Annotated in this window: 24 protein-coding genes and 1 tRNA gene; 12 read left to right on the top strand and 13 right to left on the bottom strand. The window is 69.1% G+C overall.

The window, feature by feature from the left end; genetic code table 11:
- Window positions 1-77: 77 nt before the first annotated feature.
- The 3 genes from ABMY26_RS30980 to ABMY26_RS30970 are packed head-to-tail and all read right to left on the bottom strand — an operon-like array spanning window position 78 to window position 4,312.
- Window positions 78-2,465, bottom strand: a complete 2,388-nt coding sequence (locus ABMY26_RS30980) for an FIST N-terminal domain-containing protein (protein ID WP_372399349.1) — start codon at window positions 2,463-2,465, stop codon at window positions 78-80.
- Window positions 2,466-2,493: 28 nt separating this feature from the next.
- The gene (locus tag ABMY26_RS30975; RefSeq protein WP_372399348.1) at window positions 2,494-3,885 is read right to left on the bottom strand and encodes a hypothetical protein; all 1,392 of its coding nucleotides are present in this window, start codon (window positions 3,883-3,885) and stop codon (window positions 2,494-2,496) included.
- Between the two features lie 25 nt (window positions 3,886-3,910).
- Window positions 3,911-4,312 (bottom strand): response regulator, encoded by a 402-nt coding sequence (locus ABMY26_RS30970; protein ID WP_372399347.1) that lies wholly within the window; start codon window positions 4,310-4,312, stop codon window positions 3,911-3,913.
- Window positions 4,313-4,893: 581 nt separating this feature from the next.
- Here ABMY26_RS30970 and ABMY26_RS30965 point away from each other — a divergent pair.
- Entirely contained in the window at window positions 4,894-5,187 is a 294-nt protein-coding gene (locus tag ABMY26_RS30965) for a hypothetical protein (protein ID WP_372399346.1), read from the top strand.
- On the opposite strand, the gene ABMY26_RS30960 is transcribed toward ABMY26_RS30965, so the two are convergent.
- A complete protein-coding gene (locus ABMY26_RS30960) occupies window positions 5,120-6,013 on the bottom strand; it encodes a DUF3108 domain-containing protein (RefSeq protein ID WP_372399345.1) in 894 nt (297 codons plus the stop codon). The two genes, ABMY26_RS30965 and ABMY26_RS30960, sit on opposite strands and share 68 nt — an antisense overlap.
- A gap of 202 nt (window positions 6,014-6,215) precedes the next feature.
- Here ABMY26_RS30960 and ABMY26_RS30955 point away from each other — a divergent pair.
- From ABMY26_RS30955 to ABMY26_RS30940, 4 genes are all read left to right on the top strand, one after another.
- Window positions 6,216-6,290: transfer RNA gene (locus ABMY26_RS30955), tRNA-Val, on the top strand.
- Between the two features lie 202 nt (window positions 6,291-6,492).
- A complete protein-coding gene (locus ABMY26_RS30950) occupies window positions 6,493-6,657 on the top strand; it encodes a sugar tyrosine-protein kinase (RefSeq protein WP_372399344.1) in 165 nt (54 codons plus the stop codon).
- Window positions 6,658-6,823: 166 nt separating this feature from the next.
- On the top strand, window positions 6,824-7,705 hold the full coding sequence (gene panC, locus ABMY26_RS30945) for a pantoate--beta-alanine ligase (protein ID WP_372399343.1): 882 nt from the start codon (window positions 6,824-6,826) through the stop codon (window positions 7,703-7,705).
- A gap of 184 nt (window positions 7,706-7,889) precedes the next feature.
- The gene (locus tag ABMY26_RS30940) at window positions 7,890-8,300 is read left to right on the top strand and encodes a flagellar basal body-associated FliL family protein (protein WP_372399342.1); all 411 of its coding nucleotides are present in this window, start codon (window positions 7,890-7,892) and stop codon (window positions 8,298-8,300) included.
- 33 nt (window positions 8,301-8,333) lie between these two features.
- Here the strand turns inward: ABMY26_RS30940 and ABMY26_RS30935 are convergent, their stop codons facing one another.
- From ABMY26_RS30935 to ABMY26_RS30905, 7 genes are all read right to left on the bottom strand, one after another.
- Complete coding sequence (locus ABMY26_RS30935) at window positions 8,334-9,614, bottom strand: amidohydrolase family protein (RefSeq protein WP_372399341.1); 1,281 nt, start codon at window positions 9,612-9,614, stop codon at window positions 8,334-8,336.
- The gene (locus ABMY26_RS30930) at window positions 9,614-10,537 is read right to left on the bottom strand and encodes an ABC transporter permease (protein ID WP_372399340.1); all 924 of its coding nucleotides are present in this window, start codon (window positions 10,535-10,537) and stop codon (window positions 9,614-9,616) included. The genes ABMY26_RS30935 and ABMY26_RS30930 overlap by 1 nt, the downstream gene beginning before the upstream one ends.
- A 6-nt stretch (window positions 10,538-10,543) precedes the next feature.
- Window positions 10,544-11,593 (bottom strand): ABC transporter permease, encoded by a 1,050-nt coding sequence (locus tag ABMY26_RS30925; protein WP_372399339.1) that lies wholly within the window; start codon window positions 11,591-11,593, stop codon window positions 10,544-10,546.
- Window positions 11,583-13,163: an ABC transporter ATP-binding protein gene (locus tag ABMY26_RS30920; RefSeq protein WP_372399338.1), complete on the bottom strand. Its 1,581-nt coding sequence runs from the start codon at window positions 13,161-13,163 to the stop codon at window positions 11,583-11,585. The genes ABMY26_RS30925 and ABMY26_RS30920 overlap by 11 nt, the downstream gene beginning before the upstream one ends.
- A 17-nt stretch (window positions 13,164-13,180) precedes the next feature.
- Entirely contained in the window at window positions 13,181-14,191 is a 1,011-nt protein-coding gene (locus tag ABMY26_RS30915) for a BMP family protein (protein WP_372399337.1), read from the bottom strand.
- A gap of 318 nt (window positions 14,192-14,509) precedes the next feature.
- Window positions 14,510-14,680 carry a DUF2256 domain-containing protein gene (locus ABMY26_RS30910; RefSeq protein ID WP_372399336.1) on the bottom strand — a complete coding sequence of 57 codons (171 nt, stop codon included), beginning with the start codon at window positions 14,678-14,680 and terminating at the stop codon, window positions 14,510-14,512.
- A gap of 18 nt (window positions 14,681-14,698) precedes the next feature.
- Window positions 14,699-15,559: an IclR family transcriptional regulator gene (locus ABMY26_RS30905; protein WP_372399335.1), complete on the bottom strand. Its 861-nt coding sequence runs from the start codon at window positions 15,557-15,559 to the stop codon at window positions 14,699-14,701.
- Window positions 15,560-15,746: 187 nt separating this feature from the next.
- Here ABMY26_RS30905 and ABMY26_RS30900 point away from each other — a divergent pair, with 187 nt between their 5' ends.
- The 7 genes from ABMY26_RS30900 to ABMY26_RS30870 are packed head-to-tail and all read left to right on the top strand — an operon-like array spanning window position 15,747 to window position 22,508.
- Entirely contained in the window at window positions 15,747-16,841 is a 1,095-nt protein-coding gene (locus tag ABMY26_RS30900) for an ABC transporter ATP-binding protein (protein WP_372399334.1), read from the top strand.
- Window positions 16,838-17,728, top strand: coding sequence for an ABC transporter permease (locus ABMY26_RS30895; protein WP_372399333.1), 891 nt, complete (start codon window positions 16,838-16,840; stop codon window positions 17,726-17,728). The genes ABMY26_RS30900 and ABMY26_RS30895 overlap by 4 nt, the downstream gene beginning before the upstream one ends.
- Window positions 17,729-17,735: 7 nt before the next feature.
- On the top strand, window positions 17,736-18,530 hold the full coding sequence (locus ABMY26_RS30890; protein ID WP_372399332.1) for an ABC transporter permease: 795 nt from the start codon (window positions 17,736-17,738) through the stop codon (window positions 18,528-18,530).
- Window positions 18,531-18,581: 51 nt separating this feature from the next.
- Entirely contained in the window at window positions 18,582-18,872 is a 291-nt protein-coding gene (locus tag ABMY26_RS30885) for a (2Fe-2S)-binding protein (protein WP_372399331.1), read from the top strand.
- Window positions 18,860-20,296: an FAD-dependent oxidoreductase gene (locus ABMY26_RS30880; RefSeq protein WP_372399330.1), complete on the top strand. Its 1,437-nt coding sequence runs from the start codon at window positions 18,860-18,862 to the stop codon at window positions 20,294-20,296. Before ABMY26_RS30885 ends, ABMY26_RS30880 begins: the two co-directional genes overlap by 13 nt.
- A complete protein-coding gene (locus tag ABMY26_RS30875; RefSeq protein WP_372399329.1) occupies window positions 20,296-21,414 on the top strand; it encodes an NAD(P)/FAD-dependent oxidoreductase in 1,119 nt (372 codons plus the stop codon). Before ABMY26_RS30880 ends, ABMY26_RS30875 begins: the two co-directional genes overlap by 1 nt.
- A gap of 32 nt (window positions 21,415-21,446) precedes the next feature.
- The gene (locus ABMY26_RS30870) at window positions 21,447-22,508 is read left to right on the top strand and encodes an ABC transporter substrate-binding protein (RefSeq protein ID WP_372399328.1); all 1,062 of its coding nucleotides are present in this window, start codon (window positions 21,447-21,449) and stop codon (window positions 22,506-22,508) included.
- A 38-nt stretch (window positions 22,509-22,546) separates the two neighbouring features.
- Here the strand turns inward: ABMY26_RS30870 and ABMY26_RS30865 are convergent, their stop codons facing one another.
- Both ABMY26_RS30865 and ABMY26_RS30860 read right to left on the bottom strand, forming a co-directional pair.
- Entirely contained in the window at window positions 22,547-23,065 is a 519-nt protein-coding gene (locus tag ABMY26_RS30865) for a GNAT family N-acetyltransferase (RefSeq protein WP_372399327.1), read from the bottom strand.
- 19 nt (window positions 23,066-23,084) lie between these two features.
- Window positions 23,085-24,236, bottom strand: coding sequence for a PQQ-dependent sugar dehydrogenase (locus tag ABMY26_RS30860; RefSeq protein WP_372399326.1), 1,152 nt, complete (start codon window positions 24,234-24,236; stop codon window positions 23,085-23,087).
- Window positions 24,237-24,302: the final 66 nt, after the last annotated feature.

The following is a 24,302-nucleotide window of genomic DNA, read 5'->3' as shown; positions in this document are numbered from 1 at the left end:
GGCAGTGACCCGGAAAGGGAACGGACCGTCCAGGCCGGCCGGTTCCCTATCGCCGGTTCCCTATCGCGCCAGGCCTGTCACATGTCCTTGCCGGGCAGGTCCGGAATGCATCCGCCCGCCTGCGCCGGCAGGACCGGCAGCAGGATGCGGATGGTGGTGCCCTGTCCCACGGCGCTGTCGACGGTGATATGGCCGCCCCATCCGCCGACGATGCCATGCACCACCGGCAGCCCCAACCCGGTCCCCAAACCCACCGACTTCGTGGTGAAGAAGGGATCGAACATCCGGGCCATCGTCGCGGCGTCCATGCCGCAACCGCTGTCGCGAACACTCAAGGCGGCATAGCGGCCGGCCGGATGCAGCCACGCCCCCTCCGTCGCCTCGTCGAGATGGACGGTGTCGAGACCGACCTCGACCTCTCCCCCCGTTTCCTCCATGGCGTCGGCGGCATTGCGGATCAGGTTGATCAGGACCTGCGCCATCGCCGTTTCGTCCGCACGGACGAGGATGCAATCCTCTTTGATCCGCCATACGATGCGCACGCTGCGCGGAACGGCGACGTCGACCATCTCGACCGCATTGCGCAGGGCAGACGCCAGCGGCAGCGGCACGGCCTCCCCATGGTCGGAGCGGCTGAAGGTGAGCACCTGCCGGGTGATGCGCCTGGCCCGTTCCGCGGCTTCGAGCACCCGCGCCAGATTCCTCTGCGCCGTCCCATCCGCCGGCACATCCTCCATGACCAGTTCGGTCAGGCCGATGATCGGTTGCAGCATGTTGTTGATTTCATGGGCCAGCCCGCCGGCGAGGCAGCCGAGCGCTTCCAGCTTCTGCGCCTGCCGGAGCTGGGCTTCCAGATCCATGCGGGATTCGACCGCGCGGCGGCGTTCTTCGACAAGGCGCAGTTCAGCCTCGCGCAGGCTTAGAACTTCTGCCACCGCCTCCCGTTCTTCGGTCGCCTGCATGACGGCGGTGAGCAGATCCTTGACCGTCGAGTCGAGGGGATCGGGGCCACCTTCCGCGATTTCGGCGGTGTAGGATCCGATCTGCTCGAAGCGGCCATAGAGCGCGCCGGCGGTATCGGTGCGGCCGATCAGGTTGCGGAGCAGGCTCTGCCGCAGGCGGTTGAGCATGCGCAACCGATTGTTGCGGGCCTGACTGAAATAATTCTGGAAATGGGCATAGTGGACCGGGAAATTGCCCACATAGTCGTCACGAAAGCCCTTTGCCCCGCTCCAGTCCTCGCGGCTGTCGTCGAAGAAGAATATCGCGGACAGGGTCTGGTTGATGCTGATCCCGAGTATCTCGCCGAAGGTGGAGAACCCGGCGACCGGGACAGTCTCGAACATGTCCATTTGCGACAGCTGCGGACCGTTGTTGATCCGCCTCAATATGCAGTCGTTCAGGATGCCACCGACCGGCTCCGGCTTGCCGCGCAGGAAGGTGGCGAAGTCGTGCCTCGTCTGTTCGACGAAATCGGTGGCTTCGACCAGGAACAGCTCGTCGCCGGAATTGATGTCGCAGAAGAAGGAAGCCGTCCTGGCCGCAGGGTCGATCTCGGCGACGGAGCGCACGAACAGTCGGCCTTCCAGTTCCACCGCGAAGGTGTGGGAGGCCAGCAGGCGCTCGAGGTCGGTGGCATGGCAGTCCAGGCGGCGGCACAGCGCGTCGATGAAGCCGGAGACCTCCAGGCTGTCGGGATCGATGACGCTGGCTACCGTGCGGCGGATCGGGTCGCAATCCAGGATGGTGAAGGAGATCGGCGTCTTGCGGAAATTCTGCGTTTTGAAGACGCCGTAGCGCTTGCCGGAAGCCATCCGGACGAAGGCGATGACGGCGTGGTTCTCCAGGATCCGGCTGCCGTCGAACAGCCATGTGTGACGATAGTCCAGGCTGCCGCCGGCCGAGCCGCCGACGAAGAGGACCGGAAAGCGGCCCGTCGTGTAGATCGCCTCCATCAGGCAGCTTTCGCTCGCCGCCAACCCGTCGATGAACAGCAACGCGACGGTATCGTGGCAGTCGAGCGGGAATGGCGGGTCGATGGCCTCCAACTCGCGCTCGATGGCCTTGAGGCGTTGTTCGTAGCTGAGGCAGGGACGACCCGACCGGATGTCCTCGCTGTGCAGCGGAACGCTGTGGATGCTGACGTCCGCGAACAGGGCCGGGCTGAAGGATTGGAGAACGATTCCCGCCCGCCGGTCCGCTCCTGGATGGTAGAGGCCTCCCGGCATGCCCGAGCACAGCTCGCCGGCCGTGGAAACCAGCACCAGCCTGGTTCCTGCCCCCAGGGCGGAGCGCAGCGCCTGGGCGACATGCCCGAAGGACAGCTCCGGGGATATGTAGCCGAGGATGAGCGCCGGAGCGGTGCCGTCGAACGCCAGCGGCGCCAGGGCGCCGGGATCGATGCCGGCGGCATCCAGGCTCAGCGTCCTGACGGCGTCGTTCGAACATCCGGTCGTGACGGGCATTGCGGAACCTCCCTGTCCTGGAACCCGGTCAGCGCGACGCCTCGCGCAGGAACAGGTCCTGCCAGCCGAACCGCAGCATGTGCTGCGGGATCTCCTCGGCCCGGCCGATGCGGTCGCCGGCGATCAGCGTGGTGCCTGCGGCCCGTGCCGCGACCGCGAGGCTGGTGGAGCCGATGCCGACGACGCAGGTCTTCAGGCCCGCCCGCTCGGCCGCCGCGACGAAGCCGTTCATGTCCTCCATGGTCCGGGCTTCCGCCCCGCGGTCGGACGGCACCAGCGTCGTCAGGCCGGCCAGCCCGGTGCCGGCGAGGCCGGCGAAGCTCTGCTGGCGGAATTCCACCCGCAGGAAAGTCCAGCGGCAGAAGGGCCGGACCTCGTTGACCAGCTCACCCATCCGGCCGCTGGGAACACCCGCCGGGAAACGCAGGAACTCGAAGATCAGGAAGGGGCGCAGGTAATCCGGCACCGACTGGCAGAGTCCGAGATACTCCTGGCGGGTGCGGCGTGCCGCCAGCGTCTCGAAGCAGACGGGAACCGACACCATCAGCCGGAACTTGTTGCGGAACAGCTCGTCCAGCATCTCGATGGTATTCGCCAGCGTGTCGACGTCGACCTTCGCCAGCTGATACGGGTCCTCCAACGCCGACAGGGCGGCGGCCCCTTCGACCGCGGTTCCGTCGGGAAAGCGGCGGACCGGGATGCACATGTAGGTCGAGATCACTTGCCGGCCGACATCCCAGAGCGGCCGGTACATGGTGCCGATCTGCGCCATCTCCATCGGCGACAGCTGCAGCTTGCGGGGCTCCTCCCTGTCGGCTGCCGCGGTGGCCGGAGATGCCTGTGCGGGGGGAACGGCCGGGAGGGCGTCCGCGACGGAGGCGTCAGCCTGCCCGATCGTGGACAGAAGGTCGGCGGCGGACGCGTATTCGAACTGCATCCTGCCGTCCAGCACGCCGACCGCGGTCGCGATCCTGATGTCGGCCAGTTTGGGGTCGCCCAGAAACTGCCGGTGCAGCTCCTCGGCGATCTTGGCGCAGACCAGTTCGGCGGCAGTGCGGCCCAGCGCCGCGAAGACGATGATGTATTCGCCGTCGCCGGTACGGAACTGAACGTCCTGGGCGGTGATGTGGCGGTCGATGATGCGGTCGGCGGTGGCATGGACGCGGTCGCGCAGATCGGTCCAGGCAGCGCCGAGCCCTTCGCGCAGCGTGTCGAGCTTGAGCATGTGGATGCGGCCGGCGGACAGCAGCTGGGGCTGGATCAGCAGGGCCTTCAGCCGGCGTTCCAGGGACTGCAGACGTTCGACCTCTGCCGGCTGCGGCGGTTGGGGCTGGTCGGGTCTCGGGGAGCTTGCGGCCGCGGCCGGTTCGTCCTCGGCGAACCAGTTCCGCAGTTTCTCGCTCAGGGATGCGCCCAGCATGATCGGCTCCTCTCAGGCATTCGCCTCAGCGGGGGTGGGGGGGTGGGACGGCCATCTGGCGGTCGGGAAGGCAGACCCCGACGAGCGCGCGCAGCTGGTCGCGCGTGAAGGGCTTTCCGAGCGTATGGTCGGCTCCCATCTGCTCGGCGACCTTCAGCAGTTCCATTGCGTGGCTGCGGCCACCGCCGGAAATGGCGATGATCTTCATGGCCGGCATCGCGCGGCGGATGTGCATGATGGTGCCGATGCCGTCCGCACGCGGCATGATCAGGTCGCAGATGACCAGATCAACGGCGTTGGCCCGCAACGCCCGCAACCCCTCGTCGCCGTCCTGCGCCTCGATGACCTCCAGGCCCTGGCGTTCCAGGAACTGCCGCAGGACGAGGCGGACCATGTCCTCATCGTCGATCACGAGCACCGTCGCCATCTTCGCCTCCTTCTGCGCGGCTTGCTGCCGGCCACTCCTTAAGGATGCGGTTGCGCTCTTGCCAACCGGTAACAGGAAAGATAGGGGTTTCTCCCAGGTGGTTTTGAAACCGATGCGGGAAATTCGATGGCGCCGCTCGGGAAATGAAATTCCCCTGACGCATCGTTCCCCGGCCTTTCGATCCACGACCCCTTGGTGTCCGTAGCCCGGGAATCCGACCGGGTCACTCCGCGCTATCCTGGACATGCCGGCTTTTGCATACCTGGATACTATCCCTTTGAACGGTGGGGCTATCCCTCGGGATGAGGGCGTCGGCGCCGGAAAACCCCTAGAGTGATGGGGTCGATCCGGCGCCGCCGGTCGACGCGACGCCGATCCGGGAGGACCGCCATGATTCAGGACACTGTCTTGACGGCCGTTTCCATGGCTTTCGGTGCCAACGCCCTGCTGCTGACGCTGGCCGCGTCCGGCAGGTGCGACCTGCAATCAAGACTCTGTCGGGTGCGGATCGGGCACCGGCGGCGCGCAATGGCGCCGTTCACGCCGCGTCACGACGGTTGCCGATGGGAAGGAACCCCACCATGACCTCTCGCATGGCTCGTATCGTTCATATGGGGAAGTTCGGCGGCTATGTGGCGCTGCTGGACGGCACATTGCTGGAACTGGACGGCCGCATGCTCTGGCCGTCCGTCGAGGTGCTGACCGTGGCGGCCCGGCGTGCCGGCATTATGCCGTCCGACATCATCGCCGACACGCAGTCGCCGGCAGCGGCGGCCAGCGAAGCCGACGCGGCGGTCAGCGCGCCGGCTAAGGGCTGGTCGGGGAGCCGGGCGGTAGCCCCGCCCCGGTCCGGTGGTCTGCCGTTGGCGGCGTGACGCCGGTCAGGTGGACGACGACGCCGCCGAAATCGCTGTCCGTTTCCAGCCGTACCGGCAGGGGCGGAGCGCCGGCGGCGACCGGAGCAAGCCAAATGTTGACCGGCGGCCGGTCCGCGGGATCGGTCCTCTGCCAGAAGCGCCCGCCAGATGGCGAGCGGGCATAGCCGGCGACCGGCTTGTAGGTCACCCGGCATTGCAGGGCGATGCCGGAGAAGGTCGAGTAGCGCGACGGATCGACGATGCGCCGCCCGACCTCCGAGAACACCATGTCGTAGCGGCGGCGGCCGTCGAACACCGGCAGGGACCGGTCGCAGCCTTCGCTCGCTCCGAGGCCGATCAGCAGGTCCAGAACCGCGCTCAGCGGGTCCAGGGTGCCGTGTTGCAAGGCTGGCGGCACCGGTTCGCGGTCGTCATCCGCCGCCGGGGGTGAGACGCTGGCGGAGACGTCGCCCTGGGAATCGTAGGTCAGGGTGACGTTGCGCGGTTCCCCGCGCAGCTGGCTGGTCTGCCGATGGCTGGCCGGCTTCAGATCCATGCCGCGCCGGTTGCCGTCGGTCTCGGAAACGGTTCGCCAGGTGAGCAGGCGGCCGATGGTGCCGCCGGTGACCGCCGTCACCGCGATGCGGTAGCGGTCGCCGCTCATCTCCAGCGTTGCGTCGATATCGAGCGCTGTGATGCCGCCGACGAACACACGGTAGCTCGCCTTCACCGGCTCCGCCGCCGCGGCCATGGGCGGCAGCGGAAAGGACAGGCCGGCGGCGAGCAGGAGCGTCCGGTGCCAGGGCACGCGATGGGGCGGGCAGAGAGGGCTGGGCTGCGGCACGGTCCGGGACTCCTGCGGTCGTCGAATTCTTTTTTAAGATGGGGATGAATCTGACGCTTGACACCCGCCGGGTAAGGCCGTAGAAACCCGCCCACCGCAGCGGCGGGGCCGACGACAGCCGGTCGCGACGCTCTCGGAACGGTTCGCCGGTCAGTCTTCCTGACAGTGGTGGAGCGGGCCGGGGTACAGAGTTTCAAGGTTCGGGCGCGTAGCTCAGCGGGAGAGCATTCGCTTCACACGCGAAGGGTCACAGGTTCAATCCCTGTCGCGCCCACCATCAAAAAAAGGCTTCGGACCGATGTCCGGAGCCTTTTTTCTTGGAAGCCCTGCGATGCGGCGGGCCAGACGAAAAGCTTTCATTATACGATGCTGATATAGAGGTGGAATCTGCGGTCGATTGACGCAGATCAGCCCCGCCGGCGTTGCAATGCGGTAGACAGGGAGCCATTCCCTGTCACCCGCTTCGGAAAGCGCACTCCATGGACGATACCCGCATCGCTTTGCTCTCCCTCGGTCTGCTGGCCGTGGTTCTGGCCATCATCATCGGCTCGGTGATCCTCGTTCCCTCCTTCACCGCGCTGCTGGCCACGCTGCTGGCCTGGGCGAACCTGGCCTATCTGGTCGGCATCACCTTCAAGCGCTGATCGTCCAGGCAAGCTGGCCAACCGCTGCGGGGACGGGGCAGCCCTCTCCGCAGTTGGTGTCATATTCGCCGGAGCCGCAATTGTCTGTCTTGTGGAAAGCTTTTCTGGACAGGAATGGTCCAGCGGGTTATCCAGCGCGCGTTTTCGACGTGCAAGGACCGACGCCATGACGCCGACCGCCGCCCAGCCCTCCAGCCCGCTGCCGATCATGAAAACGGTCGGGGATCTGCGCGCCCAGGTCGCGGCCTGGCGCCAGGATGGGCTGACGGTCGCCCTGGTGCCGACCATGGGGGCCCTGCATGACGGCCATCTCGGGCTGGTGCGGCGGGCGCGGGATCTGGCCGACCGGGTGGTCGCCAGCATCTTCGTCAATCCGACCCAGTTCGCGCCCCACGAGGATTTCGACCGCTATCCGCGCGATGAGGCGGGCGACGCTGCCAAGCTGGCCGGCGCCGGCTGCCATGCGCTCTATGCTCCCGACGTGCGCGCCATGTACCCGCAGGGCTTCGCCACCGCCATCTCCGTCGGCGGCCCGGCGGAGGGGCTGTGCGGCACCTTCCGGCCGCAGATGTTCGGCGGCGTCGCGCTGGTGGTCACCAAGCTGTTTCTCCAGGCGCTGCCCGACGTCGCCGTGTTCGGCGAGAAGGATTACCAGCAGCTGATGGTGATCCGCCGCTTCGCCCGCGACCTCGACATCCCGGTGCGGGTGGAAGGGCTGGCGACGGTGCGCGAGGCCGACGGGCTGGCCATGTCCTCGCGCAATGCCTATCTCAGCGCCGACGAACGCTCCCGCGCGCCGGAACTGTACCGTGCCCTGACCGCGGCGGCCGAGGCGCTGGCCCGCGGCGGCGAGGCGGACGGCGCCCTGACCGCCATCCGCAGCCGCATCGCCGAGGCCGGCTTCGGCACCATCGACTATGTCGAACTGCGGGATGCCGAAACGCTGGAGCCGGTGACCTCGGCCCTGCGCCCGGCCCGGCTGCTCGCAGCGGCCTGGATGGGCAAGGCGCGGCTGATCGACAATGTCGCGGTGATCCCCTCGGCCTGACGGCGCCTCCACTCCCCGATGCCGGCCGAGAATGTGAACATTGCATCCGCGATCCATCGGCATTTGACCGGCCTTGGTTGTGTGCCTAGCATGGTCGCCGACAGGGCTTGTGACCCCCGGCGGGGGCGGGAAGGCGATCTTGCGGCTCGTCCGTCGCAACCGGAATGGGGAAACGGTTTCCCTGATGCCGCTGGTTCTGACCGGCCTGCTGCTGCTCCTCGCGGCGCTTGGGGCCGGCGGCGCCGTGGTCGCCAGCAAGAACCGCGCGCCCGCCTCCCAATCGCAGCCGGGCGGCGACAAGAAATATGCTAGCCTGCCGATGATGACCTTCACCCTGGGCGGCAGCAACGCCAGGATGGTGGACGTGAAGGTGTTGCTGGAGATCGACCCGTCGGTGGACGGCAAGGTCGCCGACCCCTATGTCCCGCGGATTTCCGACCGGCTCTCCGACAGCATGCGCAAGCTCGACCCGCAACAGCTGTCCGGAGCCGATGGGGCGAAGCTGATGAAGAGCACCATCGCAGGGGTGCTGGACCGGGAGCTGCGGGGGGTGCGTGTGCGGGAGATCCTGCTGGATCAGATGGTGGTCCGGTAGGGCGGCCTGCCGCCCCGCCGCCGCCCATGCCGTCTATCCGCGGTTCAGCAGGAAGTCGACGCCTGCCGGCCGGCCCGGCAGGTCGAGCTGCGCCCGCACCGGTTCGCAGCGGCTGACGATCCGGCCGCGGCGCAGGACGAATAGCCGGGCGGCGCGGGTGCGGATCGCCTCCACCGCGCTGCCGGCCTGCAGCACCACCAGATCGGCGTTGCAGCCGGGCTCCAGCCCGTAGCCGTCCAGATGCAGCAGGCGGGCCGGATTGACCGTAACCGCGTCGAAGGCGGCCTTCATCCCATCCTGGCCGGTCATCTGGCCGACATGCAGGCCCATATGCGCCACCTCCAGCATGTCGCCGGACCCCAGCGGATACCAGGGATCCATCACGCAGTCGTGGCCGAAGGCGACCGTCAGACCGGCAGCCATCAGCTCAGGCACGCGGGTCATGCCGCGGCGCTTGGGGTAGCTGTCGTGGCGGCCCTGGAGGACGATGTTGATCAGCGGATTGGCGATCACCCCCAGCCGCGCCTCCGCCATCAGCGGGATCAGCTTGGAGACATAGTAATTGTCCATGGAATGCATGGAGGTGAGGTGCGAGCCGGTGACCCGGCCGTGCAGCCCCAGCCGCTGCGTCTCGTAGGCCAGCGTCTCGACATGGCGGGACAGCGGGTCGTCGGTCTCGTCGCAATGCATGTCGACCAGGAGGCCGCGTTCTGCCGCGATCTCGCACAGCAGGCGGACCGATGCCGCGCCGTCGGCCATGGTGCGCTCGAAATGCGGGATGCCGCCGACCACGTCGATGCCCATGTCGAGCGCCCGCACCAGCAGCTCCTCGGTGCCGGGGGAGCGCAGCACGCCGTCCTGCGGGAAGGCGACGAGCTGGAGGTCGAGATAGGGGGCGACACGCTTCCTCACGTCCAGCAGCGCCTCCACCGCCAGCAGGCGCGGGTCGCAGATGTCGACATGGCTGCGGATCGCCAGCAGGCCGCGCCCGACCGCCCAGTCGCAATAGGCCAGCGCCCGTTCGACGATGGCGTCCTGCACCAGCTGCGGCTTCAGCTCGCCCCACAGCGCGATGCCCTCCAGCAGCGTGCCGCTCCGGTTCACCCGCGGCAGGCCGTAGCTGAGCGTGCTGTCCATGTGGAAATGGGCATCGACGAAGGGGGGTGTCACCAGCCGGCCGGTGGCGTCTATCTCCGAAGCAGCCTCTCCCGCCAGCCCGGCTTCGACCGCGGCGATGCGGCCGTCGCTGATGCCGATGTCGATGCCGCCGCGGCCATCCGGCAGGGTGGCGCGGCGCAGGATCAGGTCGAACATCAGCGTTCTCCTTTGCGGTACGGGATCATCAGGGCGCGCGGGTAGGAGGCCCGGCGGGCGACCAGCACCAGCGCCAGGATGCTGAGCAGATAGGGCATCATCAGGAACAGCTGGTAGGGCAGCACGCCGCCGCTGGCTTGCTGGAGCCGCAATTGCAGCGCGTCGAACACCGCGAACAGCAGGGCGCCCAGCAGCGCCTTGCCCGGCCGCCAGGAGGCGAAGACCACCAGCGCGATGCAGATCCAGCCGCGCCCGTTGACCATGTTGAAGAAGAAGGCGTTGAAGGCCGACAGGGTCAGGAAGGCGCCGGCCAGCGCCATCAGCGCGCTTCCCGCCATCACCGCGCCGATGCGGATGGCGGTGACGTTCAGCCCCTGCGCCTCGGCGGCGGCCGGATTCTCGCCGACCATCCGTACCGCCAGCCCGGCCGGCGTGCGGTAGAGGACATAGGCGACCAACCCCACCAGCGCGAACGCCAAGTAGGTCAGCGGCGTCTGTGCCAGCGCGCCCGGCAGGTCCAGCGGCTGGAACGGCTGGATGGTCGGCGGCGTGCTGGCCTGCGGCAGGACGAGGCGGTAGATGAAATAGGACAGGCTGGTGCCCAGCAGGGTCACGCCGATGCCGGTCACATGCTGCGACAGGCCGAGCGGCACGGTCAGCGCCGCATGCAGCAGGCCGAGCAGCGCACCGCAGGCGGCGGCCACGACGAGCCCGGTCCACAGATCGGCACCCTGATAGACCGCCATCCAGCCGGCCATGGCGCCCAGCGTCATGATGCCTTCGATGCCGAGATTCAGCACGCCGGCCCGCTCGCACACCAGCTCGCCCAGAGTGCCCAGCACATAGGGGGTGGCGATGCGCAGCACCGCGGTCCAGAAGGCGGCCGACAGCAGGATGTCGAGCAGGATCGACAGGAAATCCATGGTGCCTTACCCCCGCCGCAGCCGGTAGCGCGCCAGCAGCCCGGCGACCAGCATGCAGAGAAGGCTGGCGGCGACCAGGACGTCGGCGATGTAGTTGGGAACCGGCATGGCGCGGCTCATGGCGTCGGCGCCGACGAAGATGCCGGCGATGAACAGCGCCGCGCCGACCACGCCGATGGGATGCAGCTGCGCCAGCATGGCGACGACGATGCCGCTGTAGCCGAAGCCCGGCGACAGGTCGAGCGTCAGGTAGCCCTTCAGGCCGCAGACCTCGGCCGCCCCGGCCAGCCCGGCCAGCCCGCCGGACAGCAGCGCGGTGCGCAGCATGATCCGGTTCACCGGCATGCCGGCGAAGGCGGCGGCGCGCGGGTTCGCGCCGACCGCGCGGTTCTCGTAGCCCCAGACGGTCCGGCTGTCGATCAGCCACAGCAGCACCGACAGGCCGAGCGCGATGGCGAGACCGGCATGCAGGCGGGTGCGCTCCACCAGCTTGGGCAGCTCCGCCGCCTCGGCCACCGGGGCGGATTGCGGCCAGCCCATGCCCATCGGGTCCTTCAGCGCCCCTTCCAGCAGCATCGACACCAGCAGCAGCACGACGAAGTTCAGCAGCAGGGTGGTCACCACCTCGTCGACGCCGAAGCGGACCTTCAGCACCGCCGGGCCGAGCAGCGTCGCGCCGCCCGCCGCCATGCCGGCGATCATCACGACCGGGATCAGTGCCCAGCCCGGCAGGTCGAGCATGCCGCCGCCGACCACCACGGCGGCCAGCGCGCCCATGTAGAGCTGTCCTTCCGCCCCGATGTTCCACAGCTTGGTGCGGAAGGCGACGGCGGCGGCGAGGCCGGTCAGGATCAGCGGGGTGGCGCGGGTCAGCGTCTCGGTCAGGGCGAAGCGGGAGCCGACCGCGCCCTCGAACAGCAGGCCATAGGCGCGCAGCACCGGCGCGCCGGTCCAGGCGACCAGCAGGGCGCACAGCGCCAGCGCTGCGACGACGGCGCCGACCGGCGCCAGCAGCCGCAGGGCGAGGGGGATGTCGGTGCGCGGTTCAAGCCGCATTGCCATTCTCCCCTTGGGTATCCGGCAGGATGTCGCCCAATATGTCCCAGTGTCCGGCCATCAGCAGGCCGAGCTGGCTGACCGACACCCGGTCATGCGGCAGCGGCGGGGTCAGGCGGCCGTGATAGGCGACGGCGACGCAGTCGGCCAACGCCAGGATCTCGTCGAGATCCTCGGAGATCAGCAGCACGCCGGCCCCGGCGGCGCGGGCGTCGAGCAGTCGGCTGTGGACGTAGGACACCGCCCCGATGTCGAGCCCGCGCGTCGGCTGGCTGGCCAGGATCAGGTCCGGGCCATGGGCCAGCGTGCGGCCCAGGATCAGCTTCTGCATGTTGCCGCCCGACAGCAGCTGCGTGCGGGCGTCGGGGCCCGGGCAGCGGACGTCGAATTCCTCGATCACCTGGCGGGCGTAGCTGCGCGCCGCGCCGCGCCGAAGCACGCCGAAGCGCGAGAAGGCCGGGTCGTGGTAACGCTCGGCGATCAGGTTCTCCCACACCGCCATGGCGCCGACGAGGCCGGCGCTGTGCCGGTCTTCCGGGATGCGGGCGACGCCGCGGCGAACCATGCCGGCCGGGTCGGCGTGGTCCACCACGCTGCCTTTCAGCGACAGCCGGCCGGAGTCGGGGCGGATCAGGCCGCTGACCAGCTCGGCCAGAGCGGTCTGGCCGTTGCCGGACACCCCGGCGATGCCCACCACCTGATGGCGTCGCACCGTCAGGTCTGCCCCGTCGAGCAGCGGGCGGCCATGGCCGGAGGCGACGGTGACGCCTGCCAGCTCCAGCACCGGTTCGCCGGGGGCGAGCGGGGTGGGGGAGGGCGGCTTGACGCTGCGGCCGACCATCAGCTCGGCCAGCTTCGCCCGGTCGGTCGAGGCGGTTGGGTGGGTGGCGACCAGCTTGCCGGCGCGCAGCACGGCGACGGTGTCGCTGGCGGCGAACACCTCGTTCATCTTGTGGCTGATGAAGACGACGGCCAGCCCGTCGGCGGTCAGCCGGCGCAGCGTGTCGAACAGCCCGGCCGATTCCTGCGGCGTCAGCACCGCGGTCGGCTCGTCCAGGATCAGGATGCGGGCGTCGCGGTAGAGCGCCTTCAGGATCTCCACCCGCTGGCGCTCGCCGACCGACAGGTCGCCGACGAGCGCGTCCGGCCGCACCTCCAGCCCGAAGCGCAGCGACAGGTCGAGCAGCCGGCGCCGGGCCGCGCCGCGGTCGGACCAGAAGCGCCACAGCGGCTCGGTCCCCACCGCGACGTTGTCCAGCACCGACAGGTTTTCGGCCAGGGTGAAATGCTGGTGGACCATGCCGATGCCGGCCTCCAGCGCGGCGCGGGGCGAGCCCGGCGGCAGGGGGCGGCCGAACGCCTCGATGCTGCCCTCGTCGGCGACGTAATGACCGAAGAGGATGTTCATCAAGGTGGTCTTGCCGGCGCCGTTCTCACCCAGCAGAGCCAGCACCTCGCCGGCGCGGAGCGTCAGCGAGATGCCGTCGTTGGCGAGCAGCGGGCCGAACCGCTTGGAAATGCCGGCGAGCCGGAGGACGACCTCCGGCCCGCCTTTCATCAGGGATGGCATGGAAGGGGGCGATCCCGTCACATCGTCGACTTCGGCTCGGCGTCGTTGACCTTCACGGTGAACTTGCCGTCGCGGATCTGCCGCTCGCGCTCCGCCACCTTGGCCTTGACCGCGTCCGGGACCTTGGCCTCGAAGGTGCCGAGCGGGGCGAGGCTGGAGCCCTTGTTCGCCATCATGCTGTAGGGGCCGTAATCCTCGGCCTTGTAGCCGCCGGCCTTCACCGCGGCGATGGCGCGCTCCACCGACGGCTCCATGTGCCACAGCGCGCTGGCGACCACGGTGTCGGGATATTGCGGCTGGGTGTCGATGACGTTGCCGATGGCGAGCACCTTGCGTTCCTTTGCGGCATCCGACACGCCGAAGCGCTCGGCGTACATCACGTCGGCACCGCGGTCGATCATGGCGAAGGCGGCTTCCTTGGCCTTGGGCGGATCGAACCAGGAGCCGATGAAGCTGACCGAGAACTTGACCTGCGGGTTGACCTCCTTCGCACCTTCCATGAAGGCGTTCATCAGGCGGTTGACCTCGGGGATCGGATAGCCGCCGACCATGCCGATCACGTTCGACTTGGTCATGCCGCCGGCGATCATGCCGGTCAGGTAGGCCGGTTCCTGGATGTAGTTGTCGAAGACCGAGAAGTTCGGCTCCTGCGGCTTGAAGCTGGAGCCCATGACGAAGGCGGTCTTCGGATAGTCCTTGGCGACGGCGCGGGCGGCGCGCTCCACCCCGAACACCTCGCCGAAGACCAGCTGCTGGCCGCCTTCGGCATATTGGCGCATCACGCGCTCATAGTCGGTGTTGGCGACCGACTCGGCCCAGACATACTCGATCTCGCCACGGTCGGCGGCGGCCTTCAGCGCGACATGGATGCGGCTGACCCACTGCTGCTCGATAGGAACGGTGTAGATGCCGGCGACCTTCACCTTGCCCTGTGCCTGTGCCGGCAGGGAACCGCCCGCCGCCGCCAGGAAGGCGACCGCGGCTGCGCCGCACAGCACCGCACGGCGCGTCATTCCCCAGGCCGTCATCGCCCGATCCCCCATCCCCCGAACCGACATCATGAGTCCCCTTCGTCACTGAGTATCGTTGGCTTCATATCGCCGGCTGCCCGTCGCCGGCAGCAGGGCGGCTGTCCCGCCGGTGCCATGAATACGCGGGAATGCCCCGGTAAATCCATGGATCCCTTGCGGGCAGGGCATGCAAATGCAACGGAAATGCCATCGGCGGAAGCCGCCGCCCGCCTCGCTGGCGCTGCGCTCCGGCCGGTCAGGATGCTGGCATGTGACCGAAAAAAGGGCAACGCTTCTTGGCGGTTTGGTCAAGATCCCGGCGCATCGCCCGATGCCTCACGACGCGCCGTCCCGTTGCCCCGCGCGCTTGCCGGCATTTCCCCGGCAGCGGTCGGAGCAGTATTTCACCTGATCCCACACCCGCTCCCATTTCTTCCGCCAGGTGAAAGGACGGTTGCAGACCGGACAGATCTTGGTGGGGAGGTCGGCCTTCCTGACTCCCTTCATCGCACGAAGCCTCCGTCGCTATGCCGAACCGCTGCCCAGCACCGCCGCCGGACGGCGCAGCACCGGATCGAAGGGGTTCAACTGGCGGCTGATCGCGGCCGATTCGCGCTTCAGGATGTCGACCACCACCGGCAGTCGTTCCTCGTTCAGCCTTTCGCTGATGGTGCCGACACTGAGCGCCGCCACGGCATGGCCGTCGCGGTCGAGCACCGGCACCGCCACGCCCGACATGCCCGGCAGCAGGCCGGTGGAGCGGCTGGCATATCCCAGATCCCGCACCCGCGCGATCTCCGTGCGCAGATAGACCTCGTCGATGATGCCGACGCCCTGCATGCGCGGCAGGTTGAAGCGGATCACCTCCTCCCGCTCCTCCGCATGCAGGTAGGCGAGGATGGCGAGGCTGCCCTGGCCGACGCCCAGCGTCACCCGGCCGCCGATGTCGCCGGTGAAGGAGCGGATGGGGAAGGGCCCCTCGCTGCGGTCCAGGCACACCGCGTCGAAGCCGCTGCGCACCAGCAGGAAGATGGTGTCGCGCAGGGTCGCCGACAGCCGCAGCAGGATCGGCCGGCAGATGTCGCGCAGGTTGTTCGGGTTGCCGGCCTGCGCCGCCAGACCGAACAGGTCGATGCCCAGGCGGTAGCGCTTGGTCGCCTTGTCCGGCTCGGCCATGCCTTCCTCGACCAGGATTTTCAGCAGGCGGTGGACGGTCGGCGGGGTCAGGTCCAGGGCGCGGGCGATGTCGGTCAGCCGCGCGCCCGTCTCGTTGGCCGAGGCCAGCAGGCGCAGGATCGCCAGCCCGCGCTGCAGGCTGGACTTCGCCCCCGCCTCGTCGCTGGAGGCGGTTCCGCTGCCCTTGCTGGGATTGGCATCGGCGCTCATGGTCCGGCTCCGTCTGAAAATCGGTGATGTTCGCTGCCCCATCTATTCCGCATATCGGAAGCTTTTGCAAAATCTTTTCTGCTGACGGAAAAAGCGGATTGACGCCACCGGGGGTCCGGCTGAACCATCGGGGCATACAGGTGAGGCCCGAAATCGAGGCCAAATGTCGCAAGAGGGAGAATTCCCCGTGTCGTTCCTCGAATTGAAAAACATCACGAAGCGTTACGGTCCGCTGACCGCGGTCGGCGACGTCTCGCTGTCGGTGGAAAAGGGGGAGTTCGTCTCCCTGCTGGGCCCAAGCGGCTGCGGCAAGACCACGACCCTTCAGATGATCGCCGGCTTCGTCGAGCCGTCGGCCGGAACCATCCGGCTGGACGGGCGCGACATCACCCGCGCCAAGGCAAACAGCCGCGGACTGGGTATCGTCTTCCAGAGCTACGCGCTGTTCCCGCACATGACGGTGTTCGACAACGTCAGCTTCGGGCTGGAGATGCAGCGCGTGCCGAAGGGCGAGCGCAAGCCGCGGGTGGAGGAGGCGCTGTCGCTGGTCCACCTCTCCCCCTACGCCAAGCGCTATCCGCGCGAATTGTCGGGCGGCCAGCGGCAGCGCGTGGCGCTGGCGCGCGCCCTGGTGATCCGCCCGCCGGTGCTGCTGCTGGATGAGCCTTTGTCGAACCTGGACGCCAAGCTGCGCGAGGCGATGCAGTTCGAGCTGCGCGAGATCCAGCGCAAGGTCGGCACCACCACCGTCATGGTCACCCACGACCAGGCGGAGGCCTTCTCCATCAGCGACCGCGTGGTGGTGATGGAGGCCGGGCGCATCACCCAGATCGACCAGCCCTATCGCATCTACGAGCATCCGGAGACGGAGTTCATCTCCCGCTTCGTCGGCAAGACCAACCTGCTGCCGGGCACGGTCGCCGCCGCGACCGGCGCGGGCGCCACGGTGTCGCTCGCCGGGATCGCCGTGCCGGTGGAAACCGCCGGCCTGTCGGTTGGCGAGACGGTGACCCTGTGCATCCGGCCGGAGAAGCTGCATCTGGCGGCGCCGTCGCAAGGGCTGCTGACCGGCCGCGTCGCCGACCGCTTCTTCCTGGGCAGCCAGTGGCTCTACCACATCGACGGGCCGCTCGGCACGCTGATGGTGGTGACGCCGAACGACGGCTCCGCCCCGGCGGAGCAGGGGGCGCCCGTCGGGCTGCACTGGTCGCCGTCGGTGGTGCGTGTCCATCGCGGCGCCATGGCCGAGGCGCCGGACGTCGCGCTGGAGGTGACGGGATGAGCGCATCCACCGACACCCTTGCGGACGACGCGCCCGAACGCCGCGTCCGCTCGGCGCCGTTGCTGCTGTCGGCGCCGGCGGCTCTGCTGTTCGCGGCGCTGGTGCTGACGCCGCTGTTCCTGACGGCGCTGCTGTCCTTCAACCAGTTCGAGTATGCGACCGGCCGCACCGGCGGCTTCACGCTGGAGCATTACCTGTCGGTGCTGACCGACGAGTATTACCTGGAAATCTTCCTGCGCACCTTCCGGATCTCGGCGCTGGCGACCGCCATCTGCGTGGTGATCGGCGTGCCGGAGGCCTACATCCTCAGCCGCATGGGCAATCCCTGGCGCTCGGTCTTCCTGCTGGTGATCCTGGCGCCGCTGCTGGTGTCGGTCGTCGTGCGCGCCTTCGGCTGGAGCATGCTGCTGGGCCCGGAAGGGCCGGTGAACGGGGCGCTGATGGCGTTCGGCTTCGGCCGCATGCGGCTTCTCTACACCGAGGGCACGGTGATCGTGGCGCTGGTCCATGTCATGCTGCCCTTCATGGTCATCCCGGTCTGGACCTCGCTGCAGAAGCTGGATCCGGCGGTGGAGCAGGCGGCGCTGTCCTTCGGCGCCTCGCGCGCCACGGCCATCGTCCGGGTGGTGGCGCCGCAGATCCTGCCCGGCATCCTGTCGGGAAGCCTGATCGTCTTCGGCCTCAGCGCCAGCGCCTTCGCCATTCCCGGCCTTTTGGGCGGGCGGCGGCTGAAGATGGTCGCGACCATCGTCTACGACCAGTATCTCAGCGACCTGAACTGGCCGATGGGCGCTGCAGTCGCCGTGCTGCTGCTGGCCGCGAACCTGATCATCATGCTGACCTATCACCGTGTGGTGGAAGGTCATTACCGCCGCCGGCTGGGGTGAGGACGCCATGACCCGCAACGGACCCGTCGCACTGGCCTTCCACGCCCTGGTCGTCATCTTCATGCTGGCGCCGCTGGCCATCGTCTGCCTCGTCGCCTTCACGCCCGAAAACACGCTGTCGCTGCCGACCCGCGGCTTCTCGCTGCGCTGGTTCGAGGCTGTGTTCCACCACCCGGACTTCGTCCAGTCCTTCTGGAACAGCCTGTGGCTGGCCTTCCTGGCGGCGACGCTGGCGGTGGCGCTGGCGGTGCCGGCCTCGCTCGCCATCACGCGCTGGGAGTTTCCCGGCCGCGGCTTCCTCAACGCGCTGTTCCTGTCGCCGCTGATCATCCCGCATCTGGTGCTGGGCGTCGCCATGCTGCGGCTGTTCGCCATCATCGGCGCCACCGGCAGCTTCGGCTGGCTGGTCGCGGCGCACATCGTGATCGTCACGCCCTATGTCATGCGCCTGCTGATCGCCGCGATCTCCGGCTTCGACCGCAGCGTGGAACAGGCCGCCTTCTCGCTGGGCGCCAGCGAGGCCACCGTGTTCCGCCGCGTCACCCTGCCGATGATCCTGCCCGGCGTCACCGGCGGCTGGCTGATCGCCTTCATCAACAGCTTCGATGAGCTGACCATGTCCATCTTCATCACCTCGCCGTCCACGGTGACGCTGCCGGTGCGGATGTACATGTATGCCACCGAATCCATCGACCCGATGATGGCGGCGGTGTCGGCGCTGATCATCGGCATCACCGCGGTCGCGGTCCTGCTGCTCGACCGCGTCTATGGGCTCGACCGCATCCTGGTCGGCCAGCACTGAGTCCGCGTCCGCGTTCTCTCCCGGCCGTCCTCTCTCCGGAGACCAGTCATCATGGCTTTGCTGCAGCGTGTGGCCGAACAGGGCCGGCGCGTGGTCCGCTTCACCCTCGACGGGCGCCCGGTGGAGGCGTTGGAGGGCGACACCGTCATGACCGCCATGCTCACCAACGGCGAGCGGCTGCGGCGGTCGGAGTTCGCGGACGCGCCGCGTGCCGGCTTCTGCATGATGGGCGCCTGCCAGGATTGCTGGGTGCGGACGGAGGAGGGCGAACGCCTGCGCGCCTGCGGAACCTTCATCGCCGACGGCATGCGCCTGCTGAGCGACGGGGAGTGGACGTCGTGACCGCCCGGCTTCCTTCGACTGGTTTGGCTCCCGTCATCGTCGGCGCCGGCCCGGCCGGCATCCGCGCGGCGGAACGGCTGGTCGCTGCCGGCCTGCGTCCGGTGGTGATCGACGAGGCGGCGCGCTGGGGCGGGCAGATCTACCGCCAGCCGCCGGACGGGGGATTCACCCGGCCGAAGAAGGCTCTCTACGGTTTCGAGGCGGGGAAGGCCGATGCGGTCCACCGCGCCATGGCGGCGATCCGCGACCGCGTCGACTACCGCCCGCGCACGCTGGCGTGGAATTGCGAGGCCGGCGCGCTCGACCTGCTGTGCGAGGGGGTGAGCGCGACGCTGCCCTTCAGCCATCTGATCCTGGCGACCGGCGCCACCGACCGCGTGCTGCCCTTCCCGGGCTGGACGCTGCCCGGCGTGTACACGCTGGGCGGGTCGCAGGTGGCGCTGAAGTTCCAGGGCTGCGCCATCGGCCGGCGGGTCGCCTTCCTCGGCACCGGGCCGCTGCTCTATCTGGTGGCCTACCAATACATGAAGGCCGGGGTCGAGGTGGCCGGCGTCTTCGACACCACGCCCTTCGGCGTCCAGTCCCGCGCCACCATCGGCATGCTGCGCGATCCGGCGACCCTTGCCAAGGGGCTGCTGTTCGTCGCCAAGCTGCGTGCCCATGGCGTGCCGGTCCGCAACGGAGTCCGCCCGGTGCGGGCCGAAGGAGCCGAACGGGTCGAGGCGCTGGTCTGGCGCGATGGCAAGGGGCGGGAGCACTGCACATCCTGCGACGCCGTCGCCTTCGGGCTGGGGCTGCGGTCGGAAACCCAGCTGGCCGATCTGGCCGGTTGCCGCTTCCGCTTCGACGCCGCCGACCGCGCGTGGCTGCCGGAGCGGGATGCCGCCGGGCGCAGTTCGGTCGCCGGGGTCTATCTGGCCGGCGACGGCAGCGGCATCGCCGGAGCCGATGCGGCCGAACTGGCGGGCGAGCGCGCGGCGCTGTCGCTGCTGGAGGATCTCGGCCAGACGGTGGACGCGGCGCGGATGCGGGAGCTGGACCGCAGGCTGGCCGGCATCGCCGCCTTCCGCCGGACCCTTGATGCCGCCTTCCCCTTCCCGGACGACTGGGCGGATTCCATCGCCGACGACACCATGATCTGCCGTTGCGAGGGCGTCACCGCCGGTGTGCTGCGCGACGTCGCCCGCAACGGGCAGGCGCGCGAACTGAACCGGGCCAAGGCGCTGACCCGCACCGGCATGGGCCGCTGCCAGGGCCGCATGTGCGGCGCCACCGCGGCGGAACTGCTGTCCCGCGCGCTCGGCACCGGACCCGACGGGGTGGGGCGCCTGCGTGCGCAGCCGCCGATCAAGCCGCTGCCCATCGCGACGGTCGTCCCCTCTCCCCCCCGGGGAGAGGGCTCCAGCGGCAGGGAGGTCGCGTGATGCGCGAGAGGATCGACTGCGACGTCGCCATCGTCGGCGGCGGGATCGTCGGCGGCTCGGCGGCGCTGTTCCTGCGGCAGGCAGGGCTGTCGGTGACGCTGCTGGAGCGCGACTGGTGCGGCGCCAAGGCGAGCGGCGTGAATTTCGGCGGCGTGCGCCGTCAGGGCCGCCCGCTGGAGCAGCTGCCGCTGTCCCAGCGCGCCCATGCCATCTGGGGCCGGCTGCCCGAACTGCTGGGCACCGACGCCGAATACATCCGCTCCGGCCATCTGAAGCTGGCGCGCAGCGACGCCGACCTGGACTCGCTGATCGCCTACCGCGAGCGCACCGGGGGATTCGGCCTGGGGCTGGAGATCGTCGCCGGCGCGGAATTCCGCCGGCGCTGGCCGGCGCTGGGCGACCGGGCGGTCGGCGGCTCGCTCTGCCCGGAGGACGGGCATGCCAACCCGCGCCTCGTCTCCCCCGCCTTCGCCCGTGCCGCTGCGGCCTTGGGGGCGGATGTGCGCGAACAGACGCCGGTCGACCGGGTGGAGAAGGACGGCGACCGCTTCGTCCTGCTGGCCGGCGACGCGCTGGAGGTGCGGGCGCGCTTCCTGCTCAACACCGCCGGCGCCTGGTCGCGGCGGGTGGCGGAGGCGTTCGGTGAAACCGTTCCGCTGGAATCGCTGCATCCCAACATGGCGGTGACGGAACCGCTGCCCCGCTTCCTCGACGTCAACATCGGGGTCGAGGGTGGTGGCGTCTATGGCCGGCAGGTGCCGCGCGGCAACATGGTGGTGGGCGGCGGGCGCGGATTCGCGCTGGACGCCGACCGCGCCCGGCCGCAGCGCCACGCCGTGATGACGCTGATGCAGGACGCGGCCGAGCTGTTCCCGCAGCTGCGCCACGCCCACGTCATTCGCTGCTGGACCGGGGTGGAGGGCTACACGCCCGACCGCAACCCGGTCATCGGCCCCAGCCGCACCACGCCCGGCCTGTTCCACGCCTTCGGCTTCTCCGGCGCCGGCTTCCAGATCGGCCCCGGCGTCGGCCAGACGCTGGCAGAGCTTGTCACCACCGGCACCACGGCCATGCCGCTGGAGCCGTTCCGCATCGACCGTTTCCCGCCTACCGCCTAAGACTTCATCCCCTGGCCCATTGGAGGACGTGCATGCCCACCTTGCGTTCCCTGTCGCTCACCGGTCTCGCCACGGTTGCCATCGCCGCCGCCGCGGCGCTCGCCACCCCCGCCGCCGCCCAGACCAAGACGGTCTATATCGGCATGAACGGCGGCACGATGGAGAAGACCTACACCGAGCATGTCTTCCCGGCCTTCGAGAAGGCGACCGGCATCAAGGTGGTGGTGGTCCCCGGCACCTCGTCGGACATTCTCGCCAAGCTGCAGGCGCAGAAGGACAACCCGCAGATGCACGTCGTCTTCCTCGACGACGGGCTGATGTACCGTGCCATCGGCATGGGGCTGTGCCAGAAGATGGAGCCCTCGCCGGTGCTGAACGAGGTCTACCCGTCCTCGCGCATGAAGGGCGACATGGCGGTCGGCGTCAACATGGGCATGACCGGGCTGGCCTATAACAAGGCGATGTTCGCGGAGAAGGGCTGGGCGCCGCCGACCAGCTGGCTCGATCTCGCCGATGCCAAGTACAAGGGCAAGATCGTCGTCCAGTCGGCCGCCAGCAGCTCCTTCGGCCTGCACGCCTTCCTGATGTACAACCGCATCAAGGGCGGCAGCGAGACCAACGTCGATCCGGGCTTCACCACCTGGCGCAAGACCATCGGCCCGAACGTGCTGGAATACATCCCCAGCTCGGCCAAGATCGCCGAGATGGTGCAGACCGGCGAAGCGGCCATCTTCCCGCTCACCCCGACCGGTGTCGGCACGCTGAAGGCCAAGGGCATCCCGGTGGAGTATGTCCAGCCCAAGGAAGGCTCCGTCGTGCTGATGGTCGGCGAATGCGTCGTCGCCAAGAACCCCGACAACGAGGCCGCCCAGAAGCTCGCGGCCTATCTGCTGAGCCAGGAGGCCCAGCTGGCCGCCCTGCAATATGGCGCGCAGATCCCGTCCAACACCAAGGTCGCCGCCCCCGCCGACGTCGCCGACGACATGAACAGGTTCCAGGGCTACATGAAGACCGCCGTGACGGTGGACTGGGATGTGATCAACGAGAAGCGCCCGGACTGGAACCAGCGCTGGAACAAGGAAATCGAACGGTAAGGGCAGGGTCTTCGGCTCCCTCCCGCCTTTCCCGCTTGTCAGCCGGAAGCGGGGGAGGGGGCAACCCCTCGCGTCACCCCAGCCGCTTCTCCCAGCCGTTTCTCCATCGCGTAGTTGTGGATCGGCACCGTCCCGATCCGCAGATCCCGCCGTGCCAGCAGCGTGAAGCCGCGGCGCAGGAAGACGGGCCGCGCCGCTTCGCTCGCCTCGACATGCAGGTATGGATAGCCGAGCGCGACGGCCCGCGCCTCCAGCTCGTCGATCAGGGCCGACACCACGCCCCGGCCCGCCGCCTCCGGCGCGCAATAGAGGAAGTTGATGTGCCCGTCGGGCTCGACGTCGCTGAAGGCCAGCGGCCGGTCGTCGTCGTCCGCCGCGACCAGCGCGACGCGGCCGTCGGTGTAGGCCTGCCGGATCCGCTCCACCGTCGGCGCCTGCGCCGCCCAGGCCGCCACCTGTTCCGGCGTGTAGAAGCGCGGCCCGATGGCGAGGACGGAGCGGCTGTAGAGCGCCGCCAGCAGCGGCGCGTCAGACGGTTGATAATCGCGGATTCTCATGCCCCAGGTCCCAGTGGCGTTATTTCGCCGGCGCCAATCGCAAGACCGCGCCGTCGGCGGCGTCGGTGATGACGTAGAGGGCGTCGTCCGGTCCCTGTGCCACATCGCGGATGCGGGCGTCGAGCGGAATGCGCTCCACCTCCTTCGCGCCGGTCCCATCGATGGCGACCCGCACCAGTCCCTTGGCGCCGAGGCCGCCGATCAGCGCACTGCCCCGCCAGTCGGGAAACAGCGCGCCGCCGTAGAACAGCATGCCGGACGGCGAGATCACCGGCGTCCAGTGGATCACCGCATCGGTCAAGTCCCTGCGGGTCGGCGGGTCGGGGATGTCGCGGCCGTCGTAATGGTTGCCCCAGCTCACCACCGGCCAGCCGTAATTCCTGCCGGCTTCCGGCCGGTTCAGCTCGTCGCCGCCCTTCGGCCCCATCTCCGCGACCCACAGGCTGCCGGTGCGCGGGTCGATGGCCGCCGCCTCGATGTTGCGATGGCCGTAGGACCAGATGGCCCCGGCCGCCCTGGCGTTCCCGGCGAAGGGGTTGTCCGCAGGGATCGAGCCGTCGCGGTTCAGCCGGACCACCTTGCCCAGCGTGACCGCGCGGTCCTGCGCCGGGTCGAACAGGTTGCGCTCGCCCAAGGTCAGGAAGATGTGGCCGTCGGGAGCGAAGACGATGCGGTTGCCGAAATGGTTGCCGCCGGTCACCTTGGGCGCCTGCCGGAAGATCACCTGGAAATTCTCGATCCCGCCGTCGGTCAGCGTCCCGCGCCCCAGCGCCGTGCCGGCGGTCCCCTTCTCCCCCGGTTCGGCGAAGGACAGGTAGATCGTCCGGTTCTGTGCGAATTGCGGGTCGACCGCCACGTCCATCAGCCCGCCCTGGCCCTGGGCGAAGACCTTCGGCGTCCCGGCCAGCGGTGCCGACAGCGAGCCGTCGCGCGCCAGGAGGCGCAGCCGTCCCGGTTTCTCCGTCACCAATGCCCGGCCATCGGGCAGGAAATCGATGCCCCAGGGCCGCTCCAGCCCGTCGGCGACCCGGCTGACGGCCACCGGCCCGGCGCTGGTGGAGACGGTCCTGACCGTCTTGCCCGCGCCCGGCTGCGCCTGTGCCATGGCGGGTGCGGGAGACGCCAGTGCGGCCAGAAGGGCGGCGGCCGACAGGGTCAGGGTGTTGCGCATCACGATCCTCCGATGAGCGGGTTGGCCCGGCAAGTCGCCCCTTCAGGTGGTGGCGCCGGGCGGCCG

The organism is Azospirillum sp. HJ39 (genome assembly GCF_041507355.1).
Lineage (GTDB): Bacteria > Pseudomonadota > Alphaproteobacteria > Azospirillales > Azospirillaceae > Azospirillum > Azospirillum thiophilum.
Note: the sequence above shows the minus strand (reverse complement) of the source record. Positions and strands in the feature narration are given on the sequence as shown.

Bases quoted from the DNA above. Each gene is read 5' to 3' on its own strand.
- ABMY26_RS30980 (WP_372399349.1), bottom strand. From the start codon at position 2,465: ATGCCCGTCACGACCGGATGTTCGAACGACGCCGTCAGGACGCTGAGC.
- ABMY26_RS30975 (WP_372399348.1), bottom strand. From the start codon at position 3,885: ATGCTGGGCGCATCCCTGAGCGAGAAACTGCGGAACTGGTTCGCCGAG.
- ABMY26_RS30970 (WP_372399347.1), bottom strand. From the start codon at position 4,312: ATGGCGACGGTGCTCGTGATCGACGATGAGGACATGGTCCGCCTCGTC.
- ABMY26_RS30965 (WP_372399346.1), top strand. From the start codon at position 4,894: ATGACCTCTCGCATGGCTCGTATCGTTCATATGGGGAAGTTCGGCGGC.
- ABMY26_RS30950 (WP_372399344.1), top strand. From the start codon at position 6,493: ATGGACGATACCCGCATCGCTTTGCTCTCCCTCGGTCTGCTGGCCGTG.
- panC (WP_372399343.1), top strand. From the start codon at position 6,824: ATGACGCCGACCGCCGCCCAGCCCTCCAGCCCGCTGCCGATCATGAAA.
- ABMY26_RS30940 (WP_372399342.1), top strand. From the start codon at position 7,890: ATGCCGCTGGTTCTGACCGGCCTGCTGCTGCTCCTCGCGGCGCTTGGG.
- ABMY26_RS30935 (WP_372399341.1), bottom strand. From the start codon at position 9,614: ATGTTCGACCTGATCCTGCGCCGCGCCACCCTGCCGGATGGCCGCGGC.
- ABMY26_RS30930 (WP_372399340.1), bottom strand. From the start codon at position 10,537: ATGGATTTCCTGTCGATCCTGCTCGACATCCTGCTGTCGGCCGCCTTC.
- ABMY26_RS30925 (WP_372399339.1), bottom strand. From the start codon at position 11,593: ATGCGGCTTGAACCGCGCACCGACATCCCCCTCGCCCTGCGGCTGCTG.
- ABMY26_RS30920 (WP_372399338.1), bottom strand. From the start codon at position 13,163: ATGCCATCCCTGATGAAAGGCGGGCCGGAGGTCGTCCTCCGGCTCGCC.
- ABMY26_RS30915 (WP_372399337.1), bottom strand. From the start codon at position 14,191: ATGACGGCCTGGGGAATGACGCGCCGTGCGGTGCTGTGCGGCGCAGCC.
- ABMY26_RS30910 (WP_372399336.1), bottom strand. From the start codon at position 14,680: ATGAAGGGAGTCAGGAAGGCCGACCTCCCCACCAAGATCTGTCCGGTC.
- ABMY26_RS30905 (WP_372399335.1), bottom strand. From the start codon at position 15,559: ATGAGCGCCGATGCCAATCCCAGCAAGGGCAGCGGAACCGCCTCCAGC.
- ABMY26_RS30895 (WP_372399333.1), top strand. From the start codon at position 16,838: ATGAGCGCATCCACCGACACCCTTGCGGACGACGCGCCCGAACGCCGC.
- ABMY26_RS30890 (WP_372399332.1), top strand. From the start codon at position 17,736: ATGACCCGCAACGGACCCGTCGCACTGGCCTTCCACGCCCTGGTCGTC.
- ABMY26_RS30885 (WP_372399331.1), top strand. From the start codon at position 18,582: ATGGCTTTGCTGCAGCGTGTGGCCGAACAGGGCCGGCGCGTGGTCCGC.
- ABMY26_RS30875 (WP_372399329.1), top strand. From the start codon at position 20,296: ATGCGCGAGAGGATCGACTGCGACGTCGCCATCGTCGGCGGCGGGATC.
- ABMY26_RS30870 (WP_372399328.1), top strand. From the start codon at position 21,447: ATGCCCACCTTGCGTTCCCTGTCGCTCACCGGTCTCGCCACGGTTGCC.
- ABMY26_RS30865 (WP_372399327.1), bottom strand. From the start codon at position 23,065: ATGAGAATCCGCGATTATCAACCGTCTGACGCGCCGCTGCTGGCGGCG.
- ABMY26_RS30860 (WP_372399326.1), bottom strand. From the start codon at position 24,236: ATGCGCAACACCCTGACCCTGTCGGCCGCCGCCCTTCTGGCCGCACTG.